Genomic DNA, 26568 nt, shown 5'->3' with positions numbered 1-26568 from the left:
CTATTGGGAAAAAGAAAAAGGGAAGATGGTGGTGTCCCATCTTCCCTTTTTCTGACTGAACCTTGCGCGTTCAACCGGGTCGATGTGACACCGGCTGCTTAAGAACGCTTGACCGGTTTTATTCTGCTGCTTCGGCTTTCGGCATGACGGACACGTACACTCGGCCATTGGCCTTCGTGCGGTAATTCACATTGCCTGCGGTCAGCGCAAAAATAGTGTGGTCCTTGCCGAGGCCGACATTGGCGCCCGGATGCCACTGCGTGCCGCGCTGACGCACGATAATGTTGCCCGGAATGACGACTTCGCCACCGAACTTCTTCACGCCAAGGCGCTTGGAATTTGAATCGCGACCGTTGCGCGAGGAACCGCCAGCTTTTTTATGTGCCATTGGAGTTCTCCTTAAACCTTCGAAACCTGATTAGCCGAGGATGTCCGTGATGCGGACAACCGTGTGATGCTGGCGATGTCCGCGAATCCGCTTGGAATTCTGACGGCGACGCTTCTTGAAGGAAAGAACCTTCTTGCCACGGTTATGTTCGACCACTTCTGCCTTGACGGTCGCACCTTCTACAAAGGGGGCGCCGAACTTGGCATCGGCGCCAACGCCGACAACCAGGACTTCGTTGAATTCTACAACCGAACCAGCATCGGCTTCCAGCTTTTCGATGGTAAGCACGTCGTTGGCTGCCACGCAGTACTGCTTACCGCCGGTCTTAATGACTGCGAACATTTTTTATCCTTTCATGTTCGTTCCGGCTCTATCCGAAGGATGGCCGTCTTTTTGTCAGTCGAGCTCTGGCAGGATCTGAAAGGCGAACTTTCGAAACGGCTGCCGGTGAATTGCGCGGGCTGCTTGTTGTCACCCACACAAAAGAGGCGCGGGAACTTTTCCACGCCTGATCGCGTGCGGAGATACGTGAGAGAGGAAAAACTGTCAAGGTAAAAGCCGGGCTGGTTTTGATATTCGCGCTTGCCAGCATTGCCTTTCGTCGCTAAGAGAACGCCCGCGCTGCAAGATGCGCCGACCAGCAAAGCGGAGAGGTGGCTGAGTGGTCGAAAGCACCGCACTCGAAATGCGGCATACGGGCAACCGTATCGTGGGTTCGAATCCCACCCTCTCCGCCATGATGGACTTGAGGCATAAGGATCTCCGCGACTGCGTGGAGCATGCAGTTGTCTAACGAGAGCCTGAACGTATCCCGTAACCAGATTACTGGCACTTCCAGCTTGAACTCGGATGAAGCCTGAAGCCGCTCCAAGGCGACGGTGTCATTCAACCTTCACAAGGCAAATACCGCAGCATCTCCTCTGAAGCGGCAATATATGATGTAAGCCCAGAGTGTGGAGGTTCAGCTCAACCTGCGATTTTACAGCGGCGTGATGATTAATCGACTCTTTATGTTCTTATGACAAGTTCCTCAAATAGCATGACCCAATCATTAGCAGATGAAGCTTTGGTCGAGGGCATGTTGCGAGGGACACATGAAAATATCGATCAAGTATACTCTCATTCTGGCTTTCGCCGCCCTAAGCTTAGCGGTCATTGGCCTCGTCGGGCGCCTTTTGATGCAGGAGGTTGCCGTTTATCGCAGTTCAACAGAACTGTCGCAATTGGCCCAGCTCGATGCTCGGCTTTTTGATGCGCTGCTTGGTTTGCGCGGTGAGCGCGGCGCGGTGTCCTCTGCCGCAAAGCTGGAGCCCGCGGACATCCAATCGAGCCTCGTGAACCTCATAGACGGTCGTAAGGCTGTCGATCCGGCCTTCGTTGCCGTGAAGACACTTTCGAACGAAATCGCCTCTGAGGATCTTGGCAGGTCGCTTGCGCCGCTGATGGATGGCTATACACGCTGGGTATCCTTGCGAGTGCAGGTCGATGCGGCATTTCAGAAACCGGTCGCTAGCCGCAATCCGGATCAGATCAAAGAGGTCTTGGCACATGCCGACCAGATGCTGACCAATCTTGAAGCATCGGCAAATGCGGTGGAAGTCGTCATCGCGGCTCGCAATCCACAGCTGATGATGTTCACGCAGCTTCGTTCGCTCGGCTGGTCCATGCGCACCTATGGCGGTTCGGCAAACTCGACACTGGTCGGTGCTATCATCGCCAAGGAACCTTTGAATGCCGCCAAGCTCTCCGAACTTGCGGTTCAGGATGGCAAGGTCACTTTTGCTTGGAATCTGGTGTCGCAAATCGTCAAAGGGCCATCTGTCCCCGCGTCCCTCAAGGAACAATATAAGGTCGCTGAAACCACCTATTTCGGAGGAGCTTACGCTGAGCAGAAAGCAGCTGCACTGAAGGCTTTTGCGGCCAGTCAGCCCATCGACATGGCAGTGGATGCATGGCGTAAGCCGGCGGCGCCCGCTCAAGCCTCGCTTGCCGATATAGCCGTCAAATCGCTTGAACAGATGACAGCCGTCACGGCTTCACACGTCACATCCTCGACCCGCTCGATCCTGATCTACGGCGTTGCAATGGCGATCACGCTATCTCTCTCCATCGCCGGCATCCTGATGGTCATCTTCCGCATCGCCAACCCGATCGCCGAACTGACGAACATCATGCGCAGACTTGCCGACGGCGACTTGTCAGTCGCTGTTGCAGCATCCGGCCGTTCGGATGAGATCGGCGAAATGGCCCGCGCGGTTGAGATCTTCAAGGAAGCCGCGCTGCACAACAAAACGCTGGAGATTCAGGCCGAGGAAAATCGGAAGACAGCTGAAGTGGAGCGAGCTGTTTTTCAAGAAAAGGCCGAACGGGAAGCCGAAGAGCGCCTGACGAAAGCCACTTCGGGTCTCGCACGCGGCTTGCAGGCCTTGGCGTCGGGCAACTTGGTCTGCGAGATCAACGAGGTCTTCAGCGAGCAGTTCGAATCCCTGCGCCACGATTTCAACAGCTCCGTCCGCCAGCTTCGCGATGCCTTGGAGGGCGTCAGTCAAACGGCATTGAGCGTTCGCAGCGGCAGCGGCGAGATTTCGATGGCGTCCGATCAGTTGGCGAAGCGCACGGAGCAGCAGGCCGCCTCGCTGGAGGAAACCGCCGCCGCGCTGGAGGAAGTCACTACCAATGTCAGGCAAACGTCCGAAAGAGCCAACGAAGCGCGTGAAATGGTGCGCCATGCCCGGTCGCGTGCCGCATCGTCCAGCGACGTCGTGTCCAGCGCAGTCGATGCGATGAAGAAGATCGAAATGGCCTCTAGCCAGATCACCAACATCATCGGCGTGATCGACGAGATTGCCTTCCAGACCAACCTTCTGGCGCTCAATGCCGGTGTGGAAGCGGCGCGCGCCGGAGAAGCGGGCAAGGGCTTTGCCGTCGTTGCCCAGGAAGTCCGCGAGCTTGCCCAGCGTTCCGCGAATGCGGCAAAAGAAATCAAGCTCCTGATCGGAAACTCTGAAGCTGCCGTGACCCAAGGCGTGACCCTCGTCAACGATACGGGAACCGGGCTTGGTGAAATCGCTGGTCTCGTGACGTCGATCAACCAGCACATGGAAGCGATCGCCACTGCCGCCAAGGAACAGGCTGTCGGTCTTTCGGAGATCAACACCTCCGTCAACCACATGGATCAGATGACCCAACAAAACGCGGCCATGGTTGAAGAAATGAACGCTGCTGGCGCCAACCTGGCGCAGGAAAGCGCGCGTCTGTCGGAACTGCTCGAAAGCTTCGAAATGCACGGAGCCGGTCATTCAGCCGGTGCATTACGCCAATCGAGCTCCCGCTACGCCGCGTAACGCAAGAAGCGGTCTAAAAAGTCGTCAGACCCGCAACACCAGCAAAGGTGGTGCGGGCCTTTTTTTGCTTCACCGTTGAAATGACGAGGCCGATCCGAGCTCAGCCAAAGGCTCACTTGGACTTTTGAAGAAGTGCATGGAGTGCGATCGGATTTGTCACCAGGTAACGCAAGGTCAGGCGCCGCGGCTCGTTGATCATGCGGTAGGCCCATTCCAGGCCGGCCCGCTGCATCCATGCCGGAGCACGGGAGTTTCGGCCCGACAGAAAATCGAACAAGCCTCCAGACGTCTTTATCACCCCCACTTCCCTGAGCCGATCGAGATTGCGGCTGACGAATGCCTGCTCGAGCGGAAAGCCGAGGCCGACCCAGAGGATATCCGGCTTGGCTGCCTGGATGTCGGCAATGACCGCATCCTCCTGCTCCGGCCCGAAATACCCATTGCGGCGGCCTGCAAAAATCAATTTTGGATAGGCTGCCTGCATGGCGGCGACGGCCTTGGCATTGACCTCTTCCTTTCCTCCCAGGAAATAGAAGCTCACCCCAGCCTGCTGTGCCTTCAAAGCGACCGCATGGACAAGATCCGTTGTGGCGATGCGTTCCGACACCGGATGGGAAGAATAAAACTTGGAGAACATGACCATCGGCATGCCGTCCGCATGAATCTGGTCCGCTTCCGCCATCAGCGCTCTATGAGACGGTTCTTTCGAACAAAGGGCAATGACCTGCCCGTTGGCTGAAGTGGAATAGAAGGGTCGCGCATGGCTTCCGCGGGCGCGCAGAGCGTGATCGATGAAGCCTTCAGCGGCCGTTTCCATGCTGCAGCGAACAACCGGTAAGCCTCCCAGCAGCGTGGTGGGCCAGTCCGACATGGGCGATTCAGCGGGAATTTGGGTACTGACCTCTGCCAATTGTCTGCCTTTGGCTGCTCTTGCCGTGATAATCGCGACGTCCCCTGGCAAACCGATATACAGCGGGTCTGAGCTTTCTCAATTGAAATAGCCCGAGATAGTTAATGTCGGCGGTTTTTGCGCTGCACGCCGGTAGTCTCGAAGACCGTCTGGATGGTTGCAAGCGGAGCGGTTGCCTCCTAGGCTGACCTGTGACCAGCCGTCGGGATCACTCATGACTTCAGAGCCCAAGAATTCTCCTTTCCCGCACGAGGAGGGGATAAACGAATTTCTGAGGATCTGCGACGCCTTCTACCCGGCGGATGCGGTCGATGCCCCCATTGAACAACAACGCTCCTGGTATGATGCTCTCTGTGCCCGCTTTGATCGGGAGCTGCCGGTCGGGCTTACCTTTTTCAACGAGATGCTCTCCGTTCCGACCCGTCGCTATCGGCCTGCGGCGCTCGAGACATCAACCCTCCTTCTTTATCTGCACGGCGGCGGCTTCGTCGTCGGCTCGCTCCAAAGCCATCATGCGATTTGCGCCGAAATTGCCGATCAGGCGAAGGCCGAACTGGTGTCGGTGGACTATCGGCTGGCGCCGGAGCATGTCTGGCCAGCCCAGACAGACGATTGTTTTGGAGTTCTAAAGCATTTGCTGGCGGAAGGCAGGAAGATTGTCGTGATTGGCGACAGTGCGGGCGGCACTCTTGCGGCCGGCCTTACGCTTCGGGCTCGAGAGGAAGGTCTTTCAGGCATCATAGGCCAAGTCCTGATCTATCCAGGCCTCGGCGGTGACCTCGTCTCCGGTTCCTACGAGGAGATGGCGAATGCACCGGGCCTGACGACGGCGGACGTGGCCTATTACCGCTCGGTCCTGAAGGCGCCCGCGGACGAGCCGGTGGCGCATCCGCTGCTGACCTCGGATTTATCCAATCTCCCGCCTGCCTATATCACCGTGGCGCATTTCGATCCGCTGCGGGACGATGGACAAGACTATGCCCAACGGCTGCAAGCGGTGGGCGTGTCTGTCGTGTACCGCGACGAGCCCCAGATGGTGCATGCCTGGCTGAGGGCTCGGCATATGAGCCAGGGCGCGCAGGAGGCCTTCCAAGCACTTTGCGAGGCCGTACGCGAATTCGCCGCAGCAGAATGACTGGCTTGACCGCCTGATAAACGGATCCCGAACCTTACTTCCTTCACATCAGGTCGCGGGGGATGGCCTTTTCGAAGGTCTTGTCGAAGATGTGCTTCTCGCCCTGTTGCGCAGAGATCGAAGCACTGATCAGCCAGTCCTCGACGCTACAGGAAATCTGGGCAGCCGAGATGGTGCGTACCGACCAGCCGCCGCGCCGCATGTCGCATGTCCAGGTGCAGCTACCCGTCATGGAGAGAGGATCATCGGCGCTGATAGACCAGGTTTCCTCACGCAATTGCCGCGTGGCTAATCCCGTATCCGGGTGCTCGAAGAGCCCAGTATCTTCGTGGATCGTGTAATGCGTGCAGTTGCCGGTCAGATCCCGCGTGACACTGCGTTGTGTCTGAGCAGGCGCCTGCTCAATGTATTTGGGCAGTGGATCCGGGTTGTCCGGCTGCTTCATCTCGAAGGTCTGATGTTCGCCAAGCATAGGCATGGCAAGGCCGAGCGAGGCGAGATCGATCGTCAGGCCCGGATCGACTGGCGGCGGCAGGATCATCGGCCAATAGGCGGTGGACAGCGATAGCCGGATCCGGTGGCCCTCGCCGAAACGGTAGCCGCAGGTATCGAGTTCCAGGCGGATCGTCACCGGCTCGCTCGGTGTCAACGGCTGCGGGGCAGCGTTGCCGTTCCGATGGGCAAGATTGATGACGCCGAAGGAGACGCGAGTGGTAGTCCCATCGGGATGAACATCAACAACCCGTGCACAAAGATTGGCGAGTTCCGCTTGGCAATGCAGGGTCACCGTTAGTGACGGGCGTCCAAGGTAGATCTTCGGCTCGCTCAAGGGTTGGCTTTGGAAAACAAGCGAACCGCCGTCGTCAACGCGCTGATCGCCGGCAAGCTCGGCGTCTGGCTTCAGCGTGAACCATTCGCCGGCCGAGATCCCGGTATCGAGCGGCGATTTGAGGTAGACCTCATGGGGCGGCGCATGCGGGATCGGCATGCCGTCCAACAATGTGCCGAACTGGTCGACATAGAAGCTTTCCATCTGCGGCTCGCTCCAGCGCTCTTTCGAGACCCAGAAGCCGGGATCCACATCGCGCCGAACAGCAGGCTTGGGTCCATCAAGAATGAAGGCCCGCACCTGCGGCAGCCTCTCGATCTCGTTTTCCTCGTCGCGCAGCCAGCGGTTCCAGAAGGCGATCGCCTCGCCCAGAAAGTCTGCGCGTGGCTTTGGCCAAGCGAAATGCGGGTATTTGTGCACCCATGGTCCGATTAGGGCCTTCGACTGCTCGCCTAGTCCTGCGGCTGTGAGAAGCGGCGTGTTGCGATAGCCATCGGCCCAGCCGGCGATCACCAGCGTCGGGATCTGGATCGCGGCAAAATCCTCGCAGATCGACCCATGCTCCCAGAACGCGTCGCGACGCTGGTGTGACAGCCATTCCTCCATGAAGAAGGGCTCATTCTCCAGCCGCTCCATCCACATTTTCAGCCAATGATCGCCGACGATATCCGGATCGGGGGAGCGCGACTGATAGGCGAGCATGGTTGCCGCCCAGGAAAGCTGGGCGGAAAGGTGGCAGCCGTTCTTGTAGTGGATATCATCATTGTAGCGATCGGTGGTCGAGGCGATGGAGATGACCGCCTTCAACGCCGGCGGCTGCAATGCCGCCACTTGTAGCGAATTGAAGCCGCCCCAGGATATGCCCATCATGCCGACCCTGCCGTTCGACCAAGGCTGCTCGGCAATCCAGGCTATCAACTCGCAAGCATTTGCCAGTTCAATCTCGGTATATTCACCGTCGATGACACCATCCGATTCGCCGGAGCCGCGGATGTCGACGCGGACGCCGGCAATCCCTGCTGCCGCAAAGGCAGGATAGGTGGATTCGTCTCTGGCGCTCGTCCCGTCCCTTTTGCGGTAGGGCAGAAATTCGAACACGGCCGGCACCGGATCGGCTTCGGCACCGTCCGGCATCCAGATGCGGGCGGCAAGCCGCGTTCCGTCCTTCAGCCTGATCCATTGGTTGTCGATGACGGTAAAGGAGCGGTCGGTCATTTCGTTATGCACTTTCATTGCCTGCTTGGTCAATTTCCGGCACTTGCCATGCGCCGGGTCGTTAGCACCCGTTCCAGCCAGCCTAGCTGCATTTCCGGCACGGATTTTAGAAGAAGATCGGTATAATCGTCGAAGGGTGGAGAGAGGGCCTGGGATTTTGGCCCGAACCGCACCAGACGGCCACGATGCATGACCGCGACGCAGTCGGCGATGGCGCGGACAATGGCTATGTCATGGGTGATGAAGACATAGGAGAGCTGCTGCTCGGCCTGGAGCTTCATCAAGAGCTTCAATATGCCCTCTGCCACCAGCGGATCGAGTGCAGATGTCGGCTCGTCGCATAGGATGAGCTCAGGGCGGGCAGCAAGCGCCCGGGCTATCGCAACTCGTTGCTTCTGGCCGCCGGAAAGCTCGGCCGGATAGCGGTCGATGAAGCCGTTGCTCATCTCGATCTGCTCAAGCAATTCCTTGACGCGGGCTGTCTTGGTCGCGCCGCGCAGCCCGTCATAAAAGGTTAGCGGCCGGCCAATGATGTCGCGCACGGTCTGACGCGGATTCATGGCCGTGTCTGCCATCTGGTAGATCAGCTGGATCCGGCGCAGCTCGTCGCGGCTTCTGTTCTTCAGTGCTGACGTGAGGGGCTTGCCTTCGAAGGTGATCTGCCCCTGGCTCGGCGGCAGCAGACCTGTGATGACGCGGGCCAGCGTCGACTTTCCCGATCCGGACTCGCCGACGATAGCGAGCGTCTGGCCCTTGCACAGATGCAGCGAGACATCGTGCAGCACCTTGAAGCCATTTGAATATTGCGCGCTGACATTGTCGATCTTCAGCAGTGCCTGGCTCTGGTCCGGCGCCTCCTGGCGCATGGCTTGGCGGACATTCACCAGCGCCCGGGTATAATCTTCCCGTGGCGCCTCGATGATCTGCTGCACAGAGCCGTATTCGACCATCTTTCCATGGCGCAGAACCATGATGTCATCGGAGATCTGGGCGACGACCGCCAGATCATGGGTGATGTAGAGCGCTGCCGTATGGGTCTCTTCGATGGCATGCTTTATTGCCGCCAATACGTCGATCTGCGTCGTCACGTCGAGAGCTGTGGTCGGTTCGTCGAAGACGATCAACTCGGGGTTCGGACAAAGTGCCATCGCTGTCATGGCACGCTGTAGCTGACCGCCGGAAACCTGATGGGGGAAGCGGTCTCCGAAGGTTTCAGGGCTGGGCAGGCCAAGCACGCCGAAAAGATAGAGCGCCCTTTTCCGGGCTTCTTCCTTGCTCATCAGCCCATGTTTGACCGAAGCCTCGATCACCTGGTCGCCCAGCCGGTGAGCGGGATTGAAGGCGGCAGCCGCCGACTGCGCCACATAGCACACGCGCGCTCCCCGCAGCTTGCGGATGCCGCCCTTGCCAAGTGTCAGGATATCGGTGCCAGTGAGAAGCACTTGGCCGCCGGTAATGTCGGCGCCGCCACGGCCATAGGCGAGGGCAGACAATCCGATCGTCGACTTGCCGGCGCCGGACTCCCCGATCAGCCCTAGTACCTTACCCTTCTGCAGGTCGAGCGAGACGTCGTCGACGATGGTGATCCGCTTGGGCGGCTCGCCGGGAGGATAACTCGTTGCCTCGATCTTGAGATTGCGGATCGACAGAAGCTCAGGCATCGCCGCGCCCTCCCTTGAGGCTTGACGTCCGCCTCAGCAGCCAGTCGACCACCAGGTTGACACAGATGGCGAGCCCCGCGATGGCGCTTCCCGGCACCAGAGCGGCGGCAATGCCGAAGATGATGCCGTCCTTGTTGTCCTTCACCATGCCGCCCCAGTCCGCGGTCGGCGGCTGGATGCCGAGGCCGAGGAAGGAGAGGGTGGATAGGAAGAGGATGGCGAAGGCGAAGCGCAGGCCGAACTCGGCGAGCAGCGGTGACAGCGTGTTGGGCAGGATTTCGCGAAAGATGATCCAGCCGGTGCCTTCGCCGCGTAATCGGGCCGCTTCAACGAATTCCATCACAGCCACATCCAGCGCCACGGCCCGGCCAAGTCGGTAGACGCGGGTCGAATCGAGGATCGCCATGACGAGGATCAGTACGATCAGGTGCTGCGGCAGGACGGCCAGCACGACGAGCGCGAAAATCAGCGTCGGGATCGACATCATCAGGTCGTTGAAGCGGGAAAAGACCGTGTCGATCATGCCGCCTGAAACCGCGGCGATGAAGCTCAGGATGATCCCCAGCGAAAAAGAGATGACGGTAGCAGCCAGGGCCACGAGCAGGGTCGTGCGGGCTCCGTAGATCAGTCGCGACAGGATATCGCGGCCGAGATTATCGAGGCCGAAGAAGAACTGGGCATCGGCCTCCTGCCAAACGCCGCCCACAACTTCCGTTTCTCCATAAGGTGCGATGAAGGGGGCAAACAGGGCACAGAAAACGGCAAGCAGAATGCCGAACATGCCGATCCAGGCAGTGATGGGGATGTCGCGTGCTCTCATCGCGGATGCCTCAGGCGTGGATTGGCGACAATTGCTAAGATATCCGCCAGCATGTTCAAGAGAATGTAGACCGCTGCAAAGATCAGGCCGCAGGCCTGCACGACGGGCATGTCGCGAACGGTAACCGCATCGACCATGTACTGGCCCATGCCCGGATACACAAACACGACCTCGACCACCACAACGCCGACCACGAGATAGGCGAGGTTGAGCGCCACGACGTTGATGATGGGAGCAAGCGCGTTGGGCGCCGCATGCTTGATGATGGCTCGGCCGGCTGACAAGCCCTTCAACTCGGCTGTCTCCATATACGCCGACGACATGACCGACAGAATGGCCGCTCTGGTCATCCGCATCATATGGGCGAGCACCACAAGCACGAGGGTCGCCGTCGGCAGGGCAATGGCCTTCAGCCGCTCCAGGAGGCCCATGCTCTCGTAGACGGTGGCGGGGAAGGTCGCGATGCCGAAATTGACCGCGAAGTAGAGGATCAGCAGATAGCCGATAAAGAATTCCGGCAGCGAGATCGCCGCAAGAGAGATGACGTTGATGATCTTGTCCGGCATTCGGTTTCGGAAGTGAACGGAAAGCATGCCCAGTCCGATCGCAAGGGGTACGGCGATGACCGCGGCAAAGCCTGCCAGGAAAAGTGAATTGCCCAGGCGCCGCCCCACCTGTTCGGAAACAGAATTGCGGCTGGCCCAGGAGGTGCCGAAATCTCCCTGCAAGGCGCCGCCCAGCCACGAGAAATAGCGGCTGACGACAGGCTTATCGAGCCCGAGTTCGGCGCTGATGTTGGCGATGGCCTGAGGGGTGGCCGATTGGCCGAGATAGGTGCTGGCGAAGTCCCCAGGCAGAGCTTCGACGCCGCCGAAGATCAGCACCGAAACCGCCAAAAGCAGCATGAGAGACAGCAGCAGACGCTCGACGATCAGCGTCAACAAGGGGAACCGGGCCCTGAATTTCAGGTCGGGCATGCTTGCAGCCTCTGCGGGTTTGGGCTCAGCAGTAAGGGACATGAGCGTGTTCCGGTTCTGAAATGGCAAGTGGGACCGCGAAACGGGTTCGCGGTCCAGGCACATCAGGGGCGATCAAGCCCTTCAGACGTCAGGCGTCGAGCCAGACCCGGCTTGCTAAATATCCATTCGACATGTCGTTGCCGATGTCGTTCACATATCCCTTCACCTGCTTGGTGGCCCCGTTCACGAAGTCGTTGAACATGGGCAGGATGGTGCCGCCCTCGTCACGCACCATGACCGCCATTTCGCGATACATGTCCTTGCGCTTCCTTTCGTCCAATTCGCCGCGTGCAGAGATGAGCAGCTTGTCGAACTTCTCGTTCTTGAAGCGTGTATCGTTCCAGTCGGCGGTGGAGAGATAGGCGCCGGAATAGAATTGGTCCTGGGTGGCGCGGCTGCCCCAATAGGAGGCGGAGAAGGGCTGCACGTTCCAGACGTTCGACCAATAGCCATCGCCGGGTTCGCGCTTGATTTCGATATCGATGCCGGCCTTCTTGGCACTCTGCTGGAAGAGAACGGAAGCGTCGACGGCGCCTGGGAAGGCGACTTCGGATGTGCGCAGCAGCACCGATCCGCTATGGCCGGACTTCTTGAAGTGGAACTTCGCCTTTTCCGGATCGTAGGTGCGCTGCTCGATCCCTTCCGGGAAGAGCGCATAGGTATCGTTGATCGGAAAGTCGTTGCCTACCTTGCCGTAGCCGCCAAGGATACGCTTGACCATTTCCTCGCGATCGATGGCATATTTCAGCGCCATGCGCAGGTCGTTGTTGTCGAATGGCGCCTTGTCACAGTGCATGATGAAGACATAGTGGCCACCGCCCGCCGTCGTCAGCAGCTCGACATTGGGGGAGCGCTTGAGAAGCGACACCGTCTTCGGATCGACGCGGTTGATGAAGTTGACCTGGCCGGAAGACAGGGCCGCAATCCGGGCGGTTGCGTCATTCATGGTGATCATTTCGACGGTCTGCACGAAGCCACGGTCTGAACGCCAGTCATTGGCGTTCTTCTCGAATGTCATGCGAACGCCGGGCTCGAAGCTGGTGACCTTGTAGGGGCCTGTGCCGATACCCGCCGTCGGCTTGTCGACACCGCCATCAGGCTGGATCACCAGGTGGTAGTCCGTGAAGATCTGCGGCAAGTCGGCATTGCCGGAAACCAGCGTCACGACCAAGTCGCCGCCCTTGTTCTCGATGCTCTTGATCGACTTGAGGACGCCGGCTGCACCGGATTCCGTCTTGCTGTCGCTATGACGCTTCAAGGTGGCGACAACATCGTCGGTCGTCATATCCTTGCCGTCGTGGAACTTGACGCCCTTGCGGATCTTGAAGGTCCAGACGGTGGCATCCGGCGAAGGCGCCCAGGATTCGGCCAGCGAAGGAAGCGGCGCGCGCGTCTGCGGATGGGTTTCGACCAGGGTATCACCCCAGGTGCGGACAGCCGTAAACATGACCTGCGAGGTCGCCTTGGCGGGGTCGATGGAGTCGGTCGCGGCACCGCCCTCCAGTCCGAGCTTTAAGTGACCGCCCTTTTTGGGCTGCTGTGCATTGGCGCTGGTGTCGAAGAGCTGGCTTGCAGCGGCCAGCGTCAAACCAGCGGCCATGCTGCGGCCCATGAACTCGCGGCGGTTCATGCCGCCGGCGGTCACACGACCGGCCAGGTATTTTGTGAAATCGCTCATTCCCCTGTTCCTTTTTCGTTTTTGCGTTGGAATACGTTGGCGCAGTTGCCGGCAGTTTCCTCTTCCGCTTGGTCGGCTTCGCTCATTTCATGGTGGGAATGCGTCCGGTTGCTGCCGGATGTACCGTCCTTTCGTGGCATGGCGCTGGCCAGATCGTGTCTTCGCATCTTATCCGGCGGCCAGCCCGATATCTTTCAAGGATTAAGAGGTGGATCGTCAACCGGCGCTGCATCCTGTGCGACATAAAGTGATGCTGATGCGACGGTTTCCAGCTCTCGACTGTCTCGGCTGTGCACGCCGGCCCGGCCTCGTTGTAACGCCGCGATTAATCGCGCGCAATTGCGTGGAAGAAGCTGCCGCTCACGTGTCCGCGTCTTCCCCCGGACGGCCCGATTTCACGGCCCGCGCCATCTTCGATGGTGGCGACAGGCTCGTCATGGCCAGCCGAGACGACGCTGGCATAGTGGAATTCATGACCGCGAACAGTGTCACCTGGTTGCCCGAGGCCGCAAGCCGCCTGCAGCGTCGCCCGGCGATAGCCGAGATTCATCTTGCGCTTGGCAAAGCTCGTTGCATGGGAAAGGAGGCCGGTCATAGCATGCGTGACGCCTTCGGCATCCTCCAGTGTTTCACCCAGCACCATGTAGCCGCCGCATTCGCCATGCACGGGTTTGGTTTCGGAAAAAGTCTTGAGGCCCGCCTTGAAACTCTCCGAGGCGGCTAGTTTTCCGGCATGAAGCTCCGGATAGCCCCCCGGTAGCCAGCAGATGTCGCATTCTGCAGGCGGTGCTTCGCCGGCAAGCGGAGAGAAGGGAACAAGCTCGGCTCCCATTGCCTGCCATTGCCGTTTGAGATGCGGATAAAGAAAGGTGAAGGCCGCATCTTCGGCAAGAGCAATTCGCTGACCCGGCGGCGGCAGAGCCTTTTCAAGCGAGCCGCCGGGCATGGCGAAAGGCATGGCTGCAGCGTAGATCGCATCGAGATCCAGCGACTGCTCCATGACATCGGCCAGCCGGTCGATATGAGCGTGCATCTGCGGATGCTCGCTGGCCTGCACCAGGCCGAGATGGCGTTCCGGCAGGCTGAGCAGCGGATCGCGTAGCACGGTTCCCACCACAGGCAGGCCGATTGCCTCGATTGCATCGCCGGACAGCTTCCGATGCCGTTCGCTGCCTGCGCGGTTGAGGATACAGGCGGCAATCTTGACTGCCGGATCATAATGCATGAAGCCGCAGGCAACGGCCGCAGCCGTCTGGCTTTGCCCGGATACATCCAGCACAAGCAGAACCGGCAGTTCGAAAAGGCGGGCGAGGTCGGAGGCGGCACCCGAACGGTTCGGCTCGCTCGGGATCCCGTCGAACAGGCCCATGGCACTTTCGATCAGGACCAGGTCCGCATCCACCGCATGCTCCAGCGCCAGATGCCGCAAAAGGTCGGGTGCCATGGCCCAGCTGTCGAGGTTCAGGCCGGGAAGCTGCGTGGCCGCCTCATGGAAGCCGGGATCGATATAATCGGGTCCGGTCTTGATGCCGCGGACCTTGATGCCGCGCCGCTGGAAGGCGCGAAGCAGGCCGATCGTTACGCTCGTCTTGCCGGAGCCCGAGCGCGACGCGCCGATAATAAGAGCGCGGGCGCTCATGCCTCGGCACCGGATAAAACGGCTTGCATGGAAACGATCCTGCCGATCACGATCAGCGCCGGGGCCGCGAAATTCTGGCGTGCCACTTCCGCTTCGACGGTCTCGAGCGTCGCAACAAGCGACCGTTCATGCGGCGTGCTCGCGGCCATCAGAACAGCCACGGGCGTATCGGGCTGCCGCCCGCCTTCGATGAGCAGCCGGGCAATCGTGCCGATGGTGCTCACCCCCATATAAACAACGATCGGCTCACCGGTCCTTGCCAAGGCCTTCCAGTCGAAATCGCCGGGCATTCCGGCGGCATGGCCGGTTGCAAAGGTGATGGAGCGGCTCAAGCCGCGCATGGTGGCGGGAATATTGGCGGAAGCCAGGGCGGCCAGCGCCGAGGTCATGCCGGGCAGGGCTCGAAAGGGCACGCCGGCCTTCACCAGCGCCTCGGCCTCCTCGCCGCCTCGGCCGAAAATGTAGGGGTCGCCGCCTTTGAGGCGCAGGACTCGCTTGCCCGCCCGCGCAAGCTCGATCAGCTTCACCGTGATATTCTCCTGCGCGACCGAAGGCCGGCCGCCACGCTTGCCGACGAAAACGAGGTCTTCCGTGGCCGCCAGCGACAGAACGGCATCCGACACGAGTGCGTCATGGACAATGACGTCGGCCTTGAACAGCGCGTCCACCACTTCGAGCGTCAGGTAGCGCGGATGGCCTGGTCCGGCGCCAGCCAGCCAGACATGTCCCGGGTCGAAAAGGGGTGCCCCGACAAGTTCCTGGAGGCGATCACTCAAATGCATATGCAAACCTTTTGCCGCCCGCAGCCAGCCGGGCTATAGAAACGGCCATGGAAGCCGCCATTGAACCAGAAAGCAAGAACCTGCGCCGTGGCTGGACCACGGGAACCTGCGCGGCGGCGGCGAGCAAAGCTGCTTGTCTTGCGCTCCTTTCCGGCAGGTTTCCAGCTGCAGTCGAGGTGACGCTGCCGGGTGGGCAGCGTCCCGGCTTTGCGCTTGCCATGGAAGACAAGGGCGAAGGCTTCGCCACGGCCGGTATTGTCAAGGATGCCGGAGACGATCCCGATGTCACCCACGGCGCCTTGATCATGAGTACCGTGAGACGCGCCGCGCCCGGAAGCGGCATTGTCTTCAAGGCAGGCCGCGGAGTCGGTACGGTCACCCGTCCCGGCCTGCCGCTGCCGCCGGGCGAACCCTCGATCAACCCGGTTCCGCGCAAGATGATCGGTCAAGCCGTTGTCGAGGCCGTTGCCGAGTGTGACGGTTACGAAAGCGATTTCGAGGTGGAGATCTCGGTGGCCGATGGTGAGAGGATCGCCGAAAAGACGCTGAATGGACGGTTGGGAATCGTCGGCGGTATCTCGATCCTCGGCACGACCGGCATCGTCATTCCGTTTTCCTGCTCGGCCTGGATCCATTCGATCTGGCGGGGAATCGACGTGGCGCGGGCTGCGGGTCTTACCCATATCGCCGGCTCCACCGGAAACACCTCGGAGAAGGCTGTCGAGGCTCATCACGGCCTTCCGGAGGTGGCGCTGATCGAGATGGGCGACTTTGTCGGCGGAATGCTGAAATATGTGCGCGATCATCCAGTGCCGAAGGTTACGATCGCCGGCGGCGTGGCCAAGATGACCAAGCTCGCACAAGGCATGCTCGACGTGCATTCGAAGCGCGGGCTTGCCGATCTGGAGGCTCTGGCCAAGCTCGCCGCCGAGGCCGGCGCCGATGGTGAACTGGTTGCAAAGATTGCCGGTGCCAACATAGTCTCTCACGCCTTTCAGCTGGCGGGCGAAGCCAATCTTCTGCTTGGCGACCGTATCGCCGCACTTGCCTGGCAGACGGCCGCCAAGGTGCTGTCGCATCCACAGATCGCTTTGGAAATTTTGGTCTTCGACCGCGAGGGCCGGCTTATTGGCCGAACCGGATTTACGCCGTCCAATCATTTCGAGCCTTCGCCTGCTTCGGCCACCAGCTGATCCCAGCCCGGCCGGAAGCGGCGCACATAGTCGGCATTGTATAGCTGGCTCTCCACGAAATCGGAGGCGTTCAAGCTCTTGCCGACGAAGATCAACGCCGTTCGTTCGGCCGGCTCTTCGGCGAGCTTCTTCTCGATCGTCTGAAGCGTGCCGCGGATGATACGCTCTTCGGGCCAGGAGGCGCGAACGACGATCGCCACCGGGCATTCCGTACCATAGAGCGGCGTCAATTCCTCAACGATCCGGCCGAGGGCGTGAACGGCGAGGTGAATTGCAAGCGTCGCGCCGGTTCGGCCGAAGGCGGCGAGCGTTTCTCCTTCCGGCATTTTTGAAGCGCGGCCGGAAACCCGGGTCAGAACCAGGCTCTGGGCCACTTCAGGAATGGTGAGCTCGCGCTTTAGCGCAGCGGCGGCGGCGGCAAAGGACGGCACGCCTGGGGTCAACGTATAGTCGATGCCGTGCTTTTCCAGCCGGCGGATCTGCTCGGCCACCGCGCTCCAGACGGACAGATCGCCGGAATGCAGCCGGGCCACGTCATGGCCGGCCTTGTGAGCGGCGAGATATTCGGCCTCGATCTCATCCAGAGACAGCGAACCCGTATCGACGATGCGTGCATCGGTTCGGCAATAATCGAGGACTTCCTTCGGCATGATCGATCCGGCGTAGAGGCAGACCGGAGAACGTCCGAGGATGTCGCGGCCGCGCACGGTGATCAGATCTGCCGCGCCCGGTCCGGCGCCTATGAAGTGGACGGTCATGCTGCGTTTCTGGATCTGGCAATGGCGCAAGTGGCACCATAGGCGATGATGCGCGGCAGGATCAGCTCCGACGTCTCGCCTGCCACGGAAAGCGCGGCCGCCTCGGATAAGCTTGAGGAGCCCGTCTGGTTGACGCTGTGCCTGGAAACCGTTTTGGTCCGCGGTTCCGCCGCAGCAAGGGCACCGTCATCGACAATATGCAGCGGTAGGCCCAGCTTTTCAGCAAGCTGGACGATGCCAGGCTCCTGCCGGCGGATTTCTCCGGTTGCCAAGGCCGTGATGGCCTTCGGCTCGATGCCGATTTCCTCACATGCCGTTTCGAGCGCAAAGAACATCTGCTCTGCGGACGTCCCGCTACGGCATCCCAATCCTGCTACAATCATATTCACAACCCTTGTTTAACCCATGTCCATTGCGTCACCGGCATCGACGGTTTCCACCCCTGCATCGAGCCGACCGGTGCTGCACGCGCTATGTCGAAACGAACGAGGCTGCCGCCCAGCTTCGCTTGTGCCGTCAGCAGAACCGCTTCCATTTCCAATGTGACGGCATTGGCAACCAGCCGTCCACCCGTCTTCAAGGCTTCAACCGCGGCGTCCAGCACGCGGGACTCGCTGCCGCCGCCGCCGATAAAGATGGCGTCCGGCTGCGGCAGGCCCGCCAGTGCCGCCGGCGCCTGGCCTTCCACGATATGAAGACCAGGCACACCGAAGGCTGCAGCATTGCGCCGGATGCGGGCCGCACGCTCCGGATGGGCCTCGATGGCGAGTGCCCTCATCGAAGGGTCCGACAGCATCCACTCGATGCCGATGGAGCCGGCACCCGCGCCGATATCCCACAGCAGCTCGCCGCGACGCGGGCTCAGCGCCGACAGCGTCAACGCCCGGATTTCGCGCTTGGTGATCTGCCCGTCATGCTCGAACAGTGCGTCATGGAGGCCAAACCCAAGCGCCAATATGCGCGCTCCGGAACCCGCGGAGACTTCCACCGCAACCAGGTTCAGGACATGGACGTCGGCTAGTGCGAACTCGTCCGCCTGCACGGAGCGGATGCGTTCGGCCCCGCCGCCTAAGGCTTCCAGCACCGTCACGCGCGATTTACCGAAGCCGGTTTGCGTGAGAAGCGCTGCGAGCTCTGCCGGGCCTTTCTCGTCGGAAGTCAGCGCCAGGATCCTTCGGCCTGGATGCAGGAGCGACCGAATAAGGTCGAGTGGCCGTCCATGCAGCGAAACCGTCTCGATCTCCTGCAGCGGCCAGCCCATTCGCGAGGCCGCCAGTGAAAAAGCCGAGGGTGCGGGATAGGCCAGAAATTCCTCTGGCGGCACCTGATGCGACAGCGTCGCGCCGACGCCGAAGAAAAAAGGATCGCCCGAGGCAAGCACGCAGACCGTCTCGCCGCGCATTGCCACCACATCGCGCATGGCGGCGTCGAAGGGCGTTGCCCAGGCTCTCGGTTCACCGCGGATTAGCGGCGCCGCGAGCTCCAGATGTCGCCTGCCGCCAAAGACGACCGACGCTGCAGAAATGGCGGCGCGAGCGTTTTCCCCGAGCCCTATTACACCGTCTTCGCCTATGCCGACGATGGACAGCCAGCGGCTTTGCTTTAAAGCTTTCCGCTCTGATTCAGGAGGCATTTTGATACGCTCCATTCTCATTCTGGGCGGCACGGCAGAAGCCAAGGTGCTGGCGGCACGACTCGCCGTAGATCAGCGCTTCACAACCGAGCTGTCGCTTGCCGGTCGCACCAAAGTGCCGGCCGTGCAGCCCGTTCCCGTTCGAATTGGCGGTTTCGGTGGCGCGCAAGGTTTGGCGCAATATCTGAGGGAGAAGGCTGTCTCGATCCTGATCGACGCGACCCATCCCTATGCGGCGCAGATCTCCAGCAATGCGGCGGCGGCCGCGGAACTGGCTTCCATTCCACTTCTGGCGCTGCGTCGGCATCCTTGGGTGAGGGAGCCCGATGACCGTTGGACGGAGGTGGAGAACGTTGCCGAAGCCGTCAGTGCAGTCGGGCAGGACAGACGGTCCATCTTCCTGACGCTCGGGCGACAGGAATTGCTGCCCTTCGAGGCGGCGCCGCAGCATGAATACCTGATCCGCAGCGTCGACCCGGTCGATCCTCCGCTTGCCGTGCCGAACGCGCAGTACCTGACCTCGCGCGGACCCTTTGCGGAAGTCGACGAGGTTCGACTGCTCCAGGAGCACCGTATCGACGCCATCGTCGCCAAGAACAGCGGCGGGCCGGCCAGCTACGGCAAGATTGCAGCAGCGCGGGCTCTTGGTATCGAAGTCGTCCTGATCCGCCGACCAACCCTGCCAAATGTTCGCGCCGCCGAAACGGTTGATGATCTCCTTGCGATGCTGGACGCGTTGGTTGCTCATGCGCCGCCTGCCTCTACGCCTTTGAAGGAGCGCGGCGAATAAACGATGGGGCGCCGCCCCTCCCGCTCCACAAGCCTTGTCTCGCCCGTTCCGACGATCACGCAAGTTGCCATGTCGGCCATGTCCCCCCGTGCCTCGGAAAGGGGGACGATCCGGATCGCCTCGTCGGGCCGTCCGGCGGCGCGGCCGTAGATCACCGGCACTGTGCCCGGCAGGTGGCGGCGAAGCAGGTCGAAGGCTTTGTCCAGCTGGTGCGGCCGTGCCTTGCTGATCGGATTGTAAAAGGCCATCACGAAGCCCGCCTCGGCTGCCGCCGCCAGTCGCTTTTCGATGACGGCCCAGGGTTTCAGGTTGTTGGAAAGCGAGATGGCGCAGAAGTCATGCCCGAGAGGCGCTCCTGCCTTCGCCGCGACGGCCAGCATGGCGGTGACACCGGGAACCACGGACAGCTCGATTGCGCGCCATTCGGCGGGGCCCTCGTCGATCGCTTCGCAAACAGCCGCCGCCATGGCAAACACGCCGGGATCGCCGCCGGATACGACGCAGACCTTGCCGCCCCTGGCTGCCATGTCGAGTGCCGCCTTTGCACGCGCCAGTTCCTCCCGGTTGTCGGACGCGTGGCGCCGCTGGTCAGGCCGCAGGTTCAAACGGTCGATATACGGGAAATAGCCGAAGAAATCCTCTGCAGCCGTAACTGCAGCAAGTGCTTCGGGCGTTATCTGGTCCGGATTTCCCGGGCCGAGGCCGATGACCGTCAGCGACCCCGTCATTTCCCAACCTCGAGCACCGCCACCGTCTCTTCCCGCGGGGCCACAGCTTGCACAGGACGCGCCTTCCATCCGGGCACCAGAACCAGAGAAAAATAGGGTGCCGGACTTTCGTCGCGCTCTTCCAGCCGGACGGCTGCACCGTTCGCCATAGTGCCACGCTCCACATAGAGCGAACCAGACAATTTGCCGACGGCGGCAAGCGCCCGGCGGATCTTCGGAAGGTTGCGGCCGACCTTCATGATGACGGCACCATCCGTATCGGACAGGCGTTCCACCAGCTTTTCCTCAGACAGCGTGCCCGGCAATACGCTCAGGATGTCGTCGCCCTGCACCAGGGGCAGGCCGGTCATCGACCAGCAGCCGGACATGGCCGTCACCCCGGCGACCACCTCGGCCTGGTAGCGATCAGCAAGACGCACATGCAGATGCATATAGGATCCGTAGAAGAGCGGATCGCCTTCGCTCAGAACGGTCACGTTCTTGCCGGCATCGAGCTGCGCTGCGATCTCTTCGGCGGAACGATCGAAGAAGTCCGCGATCGGACCCCTGTAATCCGCCTCGTCCTTCTGCGTCTCCACCGTAACCGGATAAACCAGCGGCAGTTCCGCAGTGCCAGGCCTGACATGCGCCTCGACGATGGCGCGACCGTTGCCGCCCGAGCCCTTCTTGCAGAAGAAGGCGATGACATCCGCTTCCCGAATGGCACGCACCGCCTTCAGCGTCAGCAGTTCCGGATCGCCCGGGCCGGTGCCGACACCGGTCAGCTTGCCCTTCACCACCGCCGCGTTCAAAGTCCCGCCCTCGCCAATGCGTTGACACAGGCCGCAGTCATGGCCGATCCGCCCATGCGGCCCCGCACCACGGCATAAGGAATGGCATGCCGTGATACCATCAGCGCTTCCTTGGATTCGGCCGCGCCGACGAAGCCGACCGGCATGCCGATGATCGCGGCCGGCCGCGGCGCGCCGGCGTCCAGCATTTCGAGAAGCCGGAACAGTGCCGTCGGCGCATTGCCGATCGCCACTACGGAGCCCTCCATTTCGTCCCACAGATCAAGCGCCGCGGCCGAGCGGGTATTACCGATCGTTTTGGCGAGTCCCATCGTGCGGCCGTCGCGCAGCGTGCAGATCACCTTGTTGTCGGCCGGCAGGCGGGCGCGGGTAATCCCGTGAGACACCATTTCGGCATCGCAAAAGATCGGCTTGCCCACATGCAGAGCGCCTCGGGCTTGCGACACGAAATCGCTGGAAAAGCGGAAATGTTCTGTTGCTTCCACAAGGCCGCAGGCGTGGATCATGCGCACGGCAATCTCCGCCTGCTCGCTGGAGAAGGCCGTCAGATCGGCCTCCTCCCGGATGATCGCGAAGGATTTCTCGTAGATGGCGTCGCCTTCGCGAATATAGTCGTAGCTGTTCATGATTGTCCTGTGGCAGCCGCCAGCCGCAGCGGTCCAAGCCGGGAAAGGCAGGCAGCAGAGGTTTCTCCCTCGCGCCTTTCCGAGCCCACCAGGTCGGAAAGGCAGCGAAGCGTGGCGTTGGTATCGGCAAAAGCAATGGATGCAAAGGGCGCATCAGCCGCTTTTCCTCCAGCAATGAGGGAAACCCCATTGCTGGTGCCGCAGATCGAAAGGCTCGAAACCTTCGGATGGGCACAGCCTTTGGCGCATCCTGTCACATGCAGCGTGAACGATCCGTCGAGAAGCTCGCCACATTGGCTTGCTGCCGTTGCGGCGATATCATGCGTGGCAATGGTCGCGGAAGCGCATGCCGGGCTGCCCGGGCAGGCGGCGATCTGGCACCGCGGATCAGCCGCCGATCTAATAAACCCAGCGCCAGAAGCGAAGTCGGCAAGCGTCTCGCAAGCCTGCTTTGCCCCGAAAAAGAGCAGCGAATGATTGAAAGCCGGCTTTAGCGCTTCTATTCCTAGAGCTTCCGCAGCCTTGCAAAGGGCGATGAGTCTCTCTGCACTCGCCTGGCCGAGAGCAGGACCTATGCCAACGGTGTGCAGATCCTCCGATAGCCGGATGAGGCCGAAGGGTCCGGCCTCTTGCCTTCTAGGGGAGGCCGGCATACCCGATCTTCCCTGATCAAGCATCGCCGCGTCCAAGGTGTTGTCGGCCAGATCGCGGCCCCGAGCCTTGCTGCCGAGGGTTGATAGCTCGCGCAACAGGTCAAGCGTCGCTTCGACAGCCTGTGTTTCACGTAAAACATTGAAAACGCGCCCAGACTCTTCTGTCCCCCCGAGCAGGATCTTCCAGCAGATGTCATCTGCAGCGGAAACGGCAATCAGACGGATATCGGCGAGCAGGTCCGATAGCCGCAATTGCCCATGCCCATCAACAATGACCGACATCTTCGGAGCAAGTCCGGCGATCGCCTTGGCGCCGTCGGCAATTGCCTGGGCAAGCGGACGCGGATCGGCGATCTCCGTCTCATCGATGCCAGCCAAGGGCGGGACCTCGACTGCGAGGCCGTCACGCAAAGGCAGGTCGAGCGCGATCATATCGGCCAGCAAGGGAGCCGAGGCTTCCGTCAAACCGCGGATCTGGAGATTGCCGCGGGCGGAAATTTCCAAAATGCCATTGCCGTGCCTCAGCGCCAGCCTGCAGATCTCCGCAAGCTGCTGCGGCGTGATCATATCGGTCAACGGCACGCGTGCCAGAAAACCGTCGCCGGTCATCATCGGGGCGGACAAGGCGGGGCAGGCGCCTCTGCGCATGTCCAGGGCCGGCCGGCTGATCACGGATGCGATCATGCGGCCTCCTTTCCCAGCATTTCCAGCTCCGCATGGACGGCGTTGCGGCGCGGATGCCAAAGCCCGCGGGCAAGTGCTGAGCTGAACCGCTGGCTCATGTAGCGCGCGCCTTCCGGGTTTTGCGACAGCAGGAAGTCGCGCACCCCAACGTCACCCAGATAGGCGTCGTAGGTGGCCTCGATCAGTGATTGAGGAATGGCATGCGTGGTCTCCGCAAAGCCGATCAGCCGGTCGACCGCTTCTACCAGTTCTGCCGCGCCGCGGGGCCCGTGTCGCATCTGCCCTGCAATAAAGCGTGGATTGACGGCGCGGGCACGCACCACCCGGGTGACGGCTTCCGAAATCGAACGGGCCTTGGGATTATGGGGATCGGTCGTGTCGAGGGCAATCACGTCGGCCTTGCCGCCCAGCGCCGCGATCGCTGCAGAAAATCCGCCGATGAAGGCGACATCTGCCGAACCGTCGAGAAGATCGCGGCCGGGGTCGTCGCCGGTATGGACCAGAAGATCCGCTTCTCCGACGCGGTCGGCAAAGGCGCCGGGTTGCGCAGTTGCTTCACCCTCGGCACCGCCGAAGCTATGGCTGGTTGTATCGAGATAGATGCGGCCCAGTTCCTCGCGCTCGCTCCAGCTGCCGTCGGCTAGCCTCTCCTCCACACCGGATCCATAGGTGCCGGGGGCAGAGCCGAAAATGCGCGGCGGCAGCTGACCGAGCTTCTGCATGTCTTCCGCCAGCGGATTGTCGCCCGGCGCTTCCTCGCGCGACGCTATGGCCCGCATGGCGGCGTCGAGCAGGGCGATCAGGGGCGGGAACATGTCCCGGAAAAGGCCGGAAATCCTCAGCGTTACATCAATGCGCGGCCGACCTAGCTGGGCCGGCGTCAGAACTTCGACGCCGGTCATACGGCCCGTGGCCGGATCCTGAAGCGGTCGTGCCCCCATCAGCGCCAGCACCTGCGCCACTTCTTCGCCGCCGCTGCGCAGGGACGCGCTGCCCCAAAGATCGAAGACCAGGCTTTTCGGCCAGTCACCATGGTCCTGCAGGTAACGGCGCAGGATCTCGTCGGCCGCCTTCCTGCCCAGCTCATAGGCGGTCGGCGTCGGCAGGCTTCTCGGGTCGCTGGCAAAGAGATTGCGCCCCGTCGGCATCACGTCGCGTCGTCCGCGGGCAGGCGCCCCCGAAGGGCCCGGGCGGATATGGCGACCATCGAGTGCGTCGAGCAGCGCCTGCCGTTCCGCCTGCGCACTTGCGACCCGCAGCGGATCGTTGTCGCCTTCCGCTACCTCCCCAAAGACATGCTGTCCGTCCTTGATGGCGAAATCCTTGAGGTCGCAAAGAAACGCATCGATACGGGCGAGCGCAGTGTCCGGATCATCGCCCGTCGAAACGCCCGCTTCGGAGGCAAGGCCAGTGTCCCGTGCGGCTTCCACGATCAGGCCGGCCAGCCGATCGCGGCGGCGGCGGTCGAGACCGTCTGCCTGAGCATATTCGTCGACCAAAAGCTCCAGCTTCTTCTGTTCGTCGGACAGCCCGGCGCCAGTCAACAGCGGCGGCAGGTGGCCAATCGTCACGGCCGAAATGCGCCGCTTGGCGACGGCCGCCTCACCGGGATTGGAAACGATGAATGGATAGATCACCGGCAGCCCGCCAGTGACGATTTCCGGAAAGCACGCTTGCGACAGTGCGACCGTCTTGCCAGGCAGCCATTCCAGCGTTCCGTGCGCCCCTACATGTACGAGCGCATGCACGCCAAGCCCTTTGCGCATCCACTGGCCAAACGCCGCCAGTGCATGACGCGGCGGCAGGTCCGGACTATGATAATCGGCGCGTCGGTCGGCATTACGGCCGCGATCGGGCGCAAGCGCCACCGTCACATGGCCAAACTGCGCAGCCCGGAAGCGGAAGGCACCGTCACGCACATCATTATCGCTCTCGGGAGGTCCCCAGGCGGCCTCTATGCCGGCAGGCACGGCGTATTCAGATAGGATGAAGCCAGCTCCTTCCGCGTCCAGCCGGTCCAGAAGTTTGCGTGCCGTCGCAGGAATTTTCTCAACCCGGTAGCCGGCTAGTAAAAGCTGGTGCAGCATGCTCAAGACGCTCTGCGGCACATCTAGGCCGACCGCATAACCGGTGCGGCCCGGAGCGCTCGGATAATCCGGCATGAGGATGACGACCCGGCGCTCCCTAGTCGGCGTGGTCTTCAGCCGCAGGAAGGCACCGATCCGCTCCGCCACCTGTTCCACGCGGTCCGGCTCGGGCTGGTTGACGAGGGCCGAGGAATGATCGCCTCCCTTGAAGGAGATGGCGCCGGCCAGGATGCGTCCGTCGAGTTCAGGCAGAACCACATGCATGGCGAGGTCGGAAGGGTTGAGCCCCCGCCGGCCTTCCGTCCAGCCGTCGCGCCGGGTGGTGGCGACCACGACTTGGAAGACCGGAACGACGGTGCGGTCGAAAAGGCTCTGTCCCGCCTCGTCAGTTCCGCTGGCAAAGGCTGTCGTGGCAAGCACGGCTGCGGCATGGAGCTCGGTGATTGCCCCTTCTACAAAGGAAATGGCAGGCGCATCCTTCAGGCTGCTGACGAAGACCGGAACGGGGGCGAAGCCTCGCGCAGCCAACGCCTCGAACAAGGCGTCGATGGGTGCAGCATCATTGGCAAGCAACATAGAGCGGTAAAACAGGATGGGAAGGCGAGGGGCTGCGGCATCGACCTCGTGCAGCACATCGGCGACAGGCACAATTCCCTGGCCCGGCCGGTAGAACCCAGCCTTCGGCATGGGTGCGGCTTGCGGCAGAGGTGTCCTATCGTCCTCGACGATTGCCGCAAGCTGCCGCGCCAGAAGCTGCATGTTGTCGGGGCCACCTTCACGAAAGCAGCCGAGCAGGCTCGAAAGCGTTTCAGCGGGCAGTGTCGAGGCGGCGGCCAGCCGCTCGTCGCTGATGCTGCATTCGCCCGGCAGCATGGCGAGGTGGATGTTCCGGCGCCGCGCCATCCGGGACAATTGCTCGACACCATAGGTCCAGCGATCATAACCGCCGAGAATGCGCACGAGAACGAGTTTTGCCTTCGCCGCCGTCTTGTCGATCCACAAATCGACGGACATGGGGTGGCGGAGCTCGGACAGGTTGGCGAGCGAGAGCGTTGCGCCGGCATCCTTCCAGGCTGCGGCGATGCCGTTCAGGTCGCTGCCGGAAAAGGACAAGACCACCACATCAGCCGGCAACTGGTTAAGGTCGACCGGCTCGATCAGGTCGTCCAGAGACGACGATGTGGTGGCGAGTATGTGCATCCTTT

Annotated in this window: 22 protein-coding genes and 1 tRNA gene; 5 read left to right on the top strand and 18 right to left on the bottom strand. The window is 61.5% G+C overall.

What is annotated here, in order from left to right:
* Window positions 1–118: 118 nt before the first annotated feature.
* Entirely contained in the window at window positions 119–388 is a 270-nt protein-coding gene (gene rpmA, locus E2F50_RS21070) for a 50S ribosomal protein L27 (protein WP_133318160.1), read from the bottom strand.
* 30 nt (window positions 389–418) lie between these two features.
* Window positions 419–730 carry a 50S ribosomal protein L21 gene (rplU, locus tag E2F50_RS21065; RefSeq protein ID WP_133318159.1) on the bottom strand — a complete coding sequence of 104 codons (312 nt, stop codon included), beginning with the start codon at window positions 728–730 and terminating at the stop codon, window positions 419–421.
* 305 nt (window positions 731–1035) lie between these two features.
* On the opposite strand from rplU, the gene E2F50_RS21060 reads away from it, so the two are divergent.
* Together E2F50_RS21060 and E2F50_RS21055 are read left to right on the top strand one after the other, a co-directional pair.
* Window positions 1036–1125: transfer RNA gene (locus tag E2F50_RS21060), tRNA-Ser, on the top strand.
* Between the two features lie 357 nt (window positions 1126–1482).
* Complete coding sequence (locus tag E2F50_RS21055; protein ID WP_133318158.1) at window positions 1483–3732, top strand: methyl-accepting chemotaxis protein; 2250 nt, start codon at window positions 1483–1485, stop codon at window positions 3730–3732.
* Between the two features lie 112 nt (window positions 3733–3844).
* Here E2F50_RS21055 and E2F50_RS21050 read toward each other — a convergent pair whose 3' ends face one another.
* Window positions 3845–4603: a WecB/TagA/CpsF family glycosyltransferase gene (locus tag E2F50_RS21050; protein WP_133318157.1), complete on the bottom strand. Its 759-nt coding sequence runs from the start codon at window positions 4601–4603 to the stop codon at window positions 3845–3847.
* Between the two features lie 253 nt (window positions 4604–4856).
* Between E2F50_RS21050 and E2F50_RS21045 the strand changes: the two genes are divergently transcribed.
* Window positions 4857–5777, top strand: coding sequence for an alpha/beta hydrolase (locus tag E2F50_RS21045; RefSeq protein ID WP_133318156.1), 921 nt, complete (start codon window positions 4857–4859; stop codon window positions 5775–5777).
* 43 nt (window positions 5778–5820) lie between these two features.
* On the opposite strand, the gene E2F50_RS21040 is transcribed toward E2F50_RS21045, so the two are convergent.
* The 7 genes from E2F50_RS21040 to cobA all read right to left on the bottom strand — a co-directional run bounded on the left by E2F50_RS21040 (window position 5821) and on the right by cobA (window position 15420).
* Window positions 5821–7821, bottom strand: a complete 2001-nt coding sequence (locus tag E2F50_RS21040) for a CocE/NonD family hydrolase (protein ID WP_133318259.1) — start codon at window positions 7819–7821, stop codon at window positions 5821–5823.
* Window positions 7822–7850: 29 nt separating this feature from the next.
* Window positions 7851–9482, bottom strand: coding sequence for an ABC transporter ATP-binding protein (locus tag E2F50_RS21035; RefSeq protein WP_133318155.1), 1632 nt, complete (start codon window positions 9480–9482; stop codon window positions 7851–7853).
* On the bottom strand, window positions 9475–10302 hold the full coding sequence (locus tag E2F50_RS21030) for an ABC transporter permease (protein ID WP_133318154.1): 828 nt from the start codon (window positions 10300–10302) through the stop codon (window positions 9475–9477). The genes E2F50_RS21035 and E2F50_RS21030 overlap by 8 nt, the downstream gene beginning before the upstream one ends.
* Window positions 10299–11321 (bottom strand): ABC transporter permease, encoded by a 1023-nt coding sequence (locus E2F50_RS21025; RefSeq protein ID WP_133318153.1) that lies wholly within the window; start codon window positions 11319–11321, stop codon window positions 10299–10301. Before E2F50_RS21025 ends, E2F50_RS21030 begins: the two co-directional genes overlap by 4 nt.
* Window positions 11322–11409: 88 nt before the next feature.
* Window positions 11410–12999, bottom strand: coding sequence for an ABC transporter substrate-binding protein (locus tag E2F50_RS21020; protein ID WP_133318152.1), 1590 nt, complete (start codon window positions 12997–12999; stop codon window positions 11410–11412).
* 325 nt (window positions 13000–13324) lie between these two features.
* Window positions 13325–14638: a cobyrinic acid a,c-diamide synthase CobB gene (locus E2F50_RS21015; protein WP_133318151.1), complete on the bottom strand. Its 1314-nt coding sequence runs from the start codon at window positions 14636–14638 to the stop codon at window positions 13325–13327.
* A complete protein-coding gene (gene cobA, locus E2F50_RS21010; RefSeq protein ID WP_133318150.1) occupies window positions 14635–15420 on the bottom strand; it encodes a uroporphyrinogen-III C-methyltransferase in 786 nt (261 codons plus the stop codon). Before cobA ends, E2F50_RS21015 begins: the two co-directional genes overlap by 4 nt.
* Before the next feature lie 47 nt (window positions 15421–15467).
* On the opposite strand from cobA, the gene E2F50_RS21005 reads away from it, so the two are divergent.
* Window positions 15468–16613 carry a cobalt-precorrin-5B (C(1))-methyltransferase gene (locus E2F50_RS21005; protein ID WP_133318149.1) on the top strand — a complete coding sequence of 382 codons (1146 nt, stop codon included), beginning with the start codon at window positions 15468–15470 and terminating at the stop codon, window positions 16611–16613.
* On the opposite strand, the gene cobM is transcribed toward E2F50_RS21005, so the two are convergent.
* Genes cobM through cbiE form a run of 3 tightly spaced genes read right to left on the bottom strand, consistent with a single transcriptional unit; the run spans window position 16577 to window position 19004 of the window.
* Entirely contained in the window at window positions 16577–17371 is a 795-nt protein-coding gene (cobM, locus tag E2F50_RS21000) for a precorrin-4 C(11)-methyltransferase (RefSeq protein WP_133318148.1), read from the bottom strand. The two genes, E2F50_RS21005 and cobM, sit on opposite strands and share 37 nt — an antisense overlap.
* Window positions 17368–17754: a cobalamin biosynthesis protein gene (locus tag E2F50_RS20995; RefSeq protein WP_133318147.1), complete on the bottom strand. Its 387-nt coding sequence runs from the start codon at window positions 17752–17754 to the stop codon at window positions 17368–17370. Before E2F50_RS20995 ends, cobM begins: the two co-directional genes overlap by 4 nt.
* Before the next feature lie 2 nt (window positions 17755–17756).
* Window positions 17757–19004, bottom strand: a complete 1248-nt coding sequence (gene cbiE, locus E2F50_RS20990) for a precorrin-6y C5,15-methyltransferase (decarboxylating) subunit CbiE (RefSeq protein ID WP_133318146.1) — start codon at window positions 19002–19004, stop codon at window positions 17757–17759.
* Between the two features lies 1 nt (window position 19005).
* Between cbiE and E2F50_RS20985 the strand changes: the two genes are divergently transcribed.
* Window positions 19006–19794, top strand: coding sequence for a cobalt-precorrin-6A reductase (locus E2F50_RS20985; RefSeq protein ID WP_133318145.1), 789 nt, complete (start codon window positions 19006–19008; stop codon window positions 19792–19794).
* Here E2F50_RS20985 and E2F50_RS20980 read toward each other — a convergent pair.
* From E2F50_RS20980 to cobN, 5 genes are read right to left on the bottom strand one after another with little or no spacing between them, the layout of a single operon-like run.
* Window positions 19749–20522, bottom strand: a complete 774-nt coding sequence (locus E2F50_RS20980; RefSeq protein ID WP_133318144.1) for a precorrin-3B C(17)-methyltransferase — start codon at window positions 20520–20522, stop codon at window positions 19749–19751. The genes E2F50_RS20985 and E2F50_RS20980 overlap by 46 nt on opposite strands.
* Window positions 20519–21313: a precorrin-2 C(20)-methyltransferase gene (locus tag E2F50_RS20975; protein ID WP_133318143.1), complete on the bottom strand. Its 795-nt coding sequence runs from the start codon at window positions 21311–21313 to the stop codon at window positions 20519–20521. Before E2F50_RS20975 ends, E2F50_RS20980 begins: the two co-directional genes overlap by 4 nt.
* Window positions 21310–21939: a precorrin-8X methylmutase gene (locus E2F50_RS20970; RefSeq protein WP_133318142.1), complete on the bottom strand. Its 630-nt coding sequence runs from the start codon at window positions 21937–21939 to the stop codon at window positions 21310–21312. The genes E2F50_RS20975 and E2F50_RS20970 overlap by 4 nt, the downstream gene beginning before the upstream one ends.
* Window positions 21936–23276, bottom strand: a complete 1341-nt coding sequence (cobG, locus tag E2F50_RS20965) for a precorrin-3B synthase (protein WP_133318141.1) — start codon at window positions 23274–23276, stop codon at window positions 21936–21938. The genes E2F50_RS20970 and cobG overlap by 4 nt, the downstream gene beginning before the upstream one ends.
* Window positions 23273–26563 carry a cobaltochelatase subunit CobN gene (gene cobN / locus E2F50_RS20960; RefSeq protein ID WP_133318140.1) on the bottom strand — a complete coding sequence of 1097 codons (3291 nt, stop codon included), beginning with the start codon at window positions 26561–26563 and terminating at the stop codon, window positions 23273–23275. Before cobN ends, cobG begins: the two co-directional genes overlap by 4 nt.
* Window positions 26564–26568: the final 5 nt, after the last annotated feature.

Origin of the sequence: Rhizobium deserti (assembly GCF_004358025.1) — a bacterium.
Taxonomy (GTDB): domain Bacteria; phylum Pseudomonadota; class Alphaproteobacteria; order Rhizobiales; family Rhizobiaceae; genus Neorhizobium; species Neorhizobium deserti.
This window is presented reverse-complemented; position numbering and strand designations above follow the sequence as displayed.

Bases quoted from the DNA above. Each gene is read 5' to 3' on its own strand.
- rpmA (WP_133318160.1), bottom strand. From the start codon at position 388: ATGGCACATAAAAAAGCTGGCGGTTCCTCGCGCAACGGTCGCGATTCA.
- rplU (WP_133318159.1), bottom strand. From the start codon at position 730: ATGTTCGCAGTCATTAAGACCGGCGGTAAGCAGTACTGCGTGGCAGCC.
- E2F50_RS21055 (WP_133318158.1), top strand. From the start codon at position 1,483: ATGAAAATATCGATCAAGTATACTCTCATTCTGGCTTTCGCCGCCCTA.
- E2F50_RS21050 (WP_133318157.1), bottom strand. From the start codon at position 4,603: ATGTCGGACTGGCCCACCACGCTGCTGGGAGGCTTACCGGTTGTTCGC.
- E2F50_RS21045 (WP_133318156.1), top strand. From the start codon at position 4,857: ATGACTTCAGAGCCCAAGAATTCTCCTTTCCCGCACGAGGAGGGGATA.
- E2F50_RS21040 (WP_133318259.1), bottom strand. From the start codon at position 7,821: ATGACCGACCGCTCCTTTACCGTCATCGACAACCAATGGATCAGGCTG.
- E2F50_RS21035 (WP_133318155.1), bottom strand. From the start codon at position 9,482: ATGCCTGAGCTTCTGTCGATCCGCAATCTCAAGATCGAGGCAACGAGT.
- E2F50_RS21030 (WP_133318154.1), bottom strand. From the start codon at position 10,302: ATGAGAGCACGCGACATCCCCATCACTGCCTGGATCGGCATGTTCGGC.
- E2F50_RS21025 (WP_133318153.1), bottom strand. From the start codon at position 11,321: ATGTCCCTTACTGCTGAGCCCAAACCCGCAGAGGCTGCAAGCATGCCC.
- E2F50_RS21020 (WP_133318152.1), bottom strand. From the start codon at position 12,999: ATGAGCGATTTCACAAAATACCTGGCCGGTCGTGTGACCGCCGGCGGC.
- E2F50_RS21015 (WP_133318151.1), bottom strand. From the start codon at position 14,638: ATGAGCGCCCGCGCTCTTATTATCGGCGCGTCGCGCTCGGGCTCCGGC.
- cobA (WP_133318150.1), bottom strand. From the start codon at position 15,420: ATGCATTTGAGTGATCGCCTCCAGGAACTTGTCGGGGCACCCCTTTTC.
- E2F50_RS21005 (WP_133318149.1), top strand. From the start codon at position 15,468: ATGGAAGCCGCCATTGAACCAGAAAGCAAGAACCTGCGCCGTGGCTGG.
- cobM (WP_133318148.1), bottom strand. From the start codon at position 17,371: ATGACCGTCCACTTCATAGGCGCCGGACCGGGCGCGGCAGATCTGATC.
- E2F50_RS20995 (WP_133318147.1), bottom strand. From the start codon at position 17,754: ATGATTGTAGCAGGATTGGGATGCCGTAGCGGGACGTCCGCAGAGCAG.
- cbiE (WP_133318146.1), bottom strand. From the start codon at position 19,004: ATGCCTCCTGAATCAGAGCGGAAAGCTTTAAAGCAAAGCCGCTGGCTG.
- E2F50_RS20980 (WP_133318144.1), bottom strand. From the start codon at position 20,522: ATGACGGGGTCGCTGACGGTCATCGGCCTCGGCCCGGGAAATCCGGAC.
- E2F50_RS20970 (WP_133318142.1), bottom strand. From the start codon at position 21,939: ATGAACAGCTACGACTATATTCGCGAAGGCGACGCCATCTACGAGAAA.
- cobG (WP_133318141.1), bottom strand. From the start codon at position 23,276: ATGATCGCATCCGTGATCAGCCGGCCGGCCCTGGACATGCGCAGAGGC.
- cobN (WP_133318140.1), bottom strand. From the start codon at position 26,563: ATGCACATACTCGCCACCACATCGTCGTCTCTGGACGACCTGATCGAG.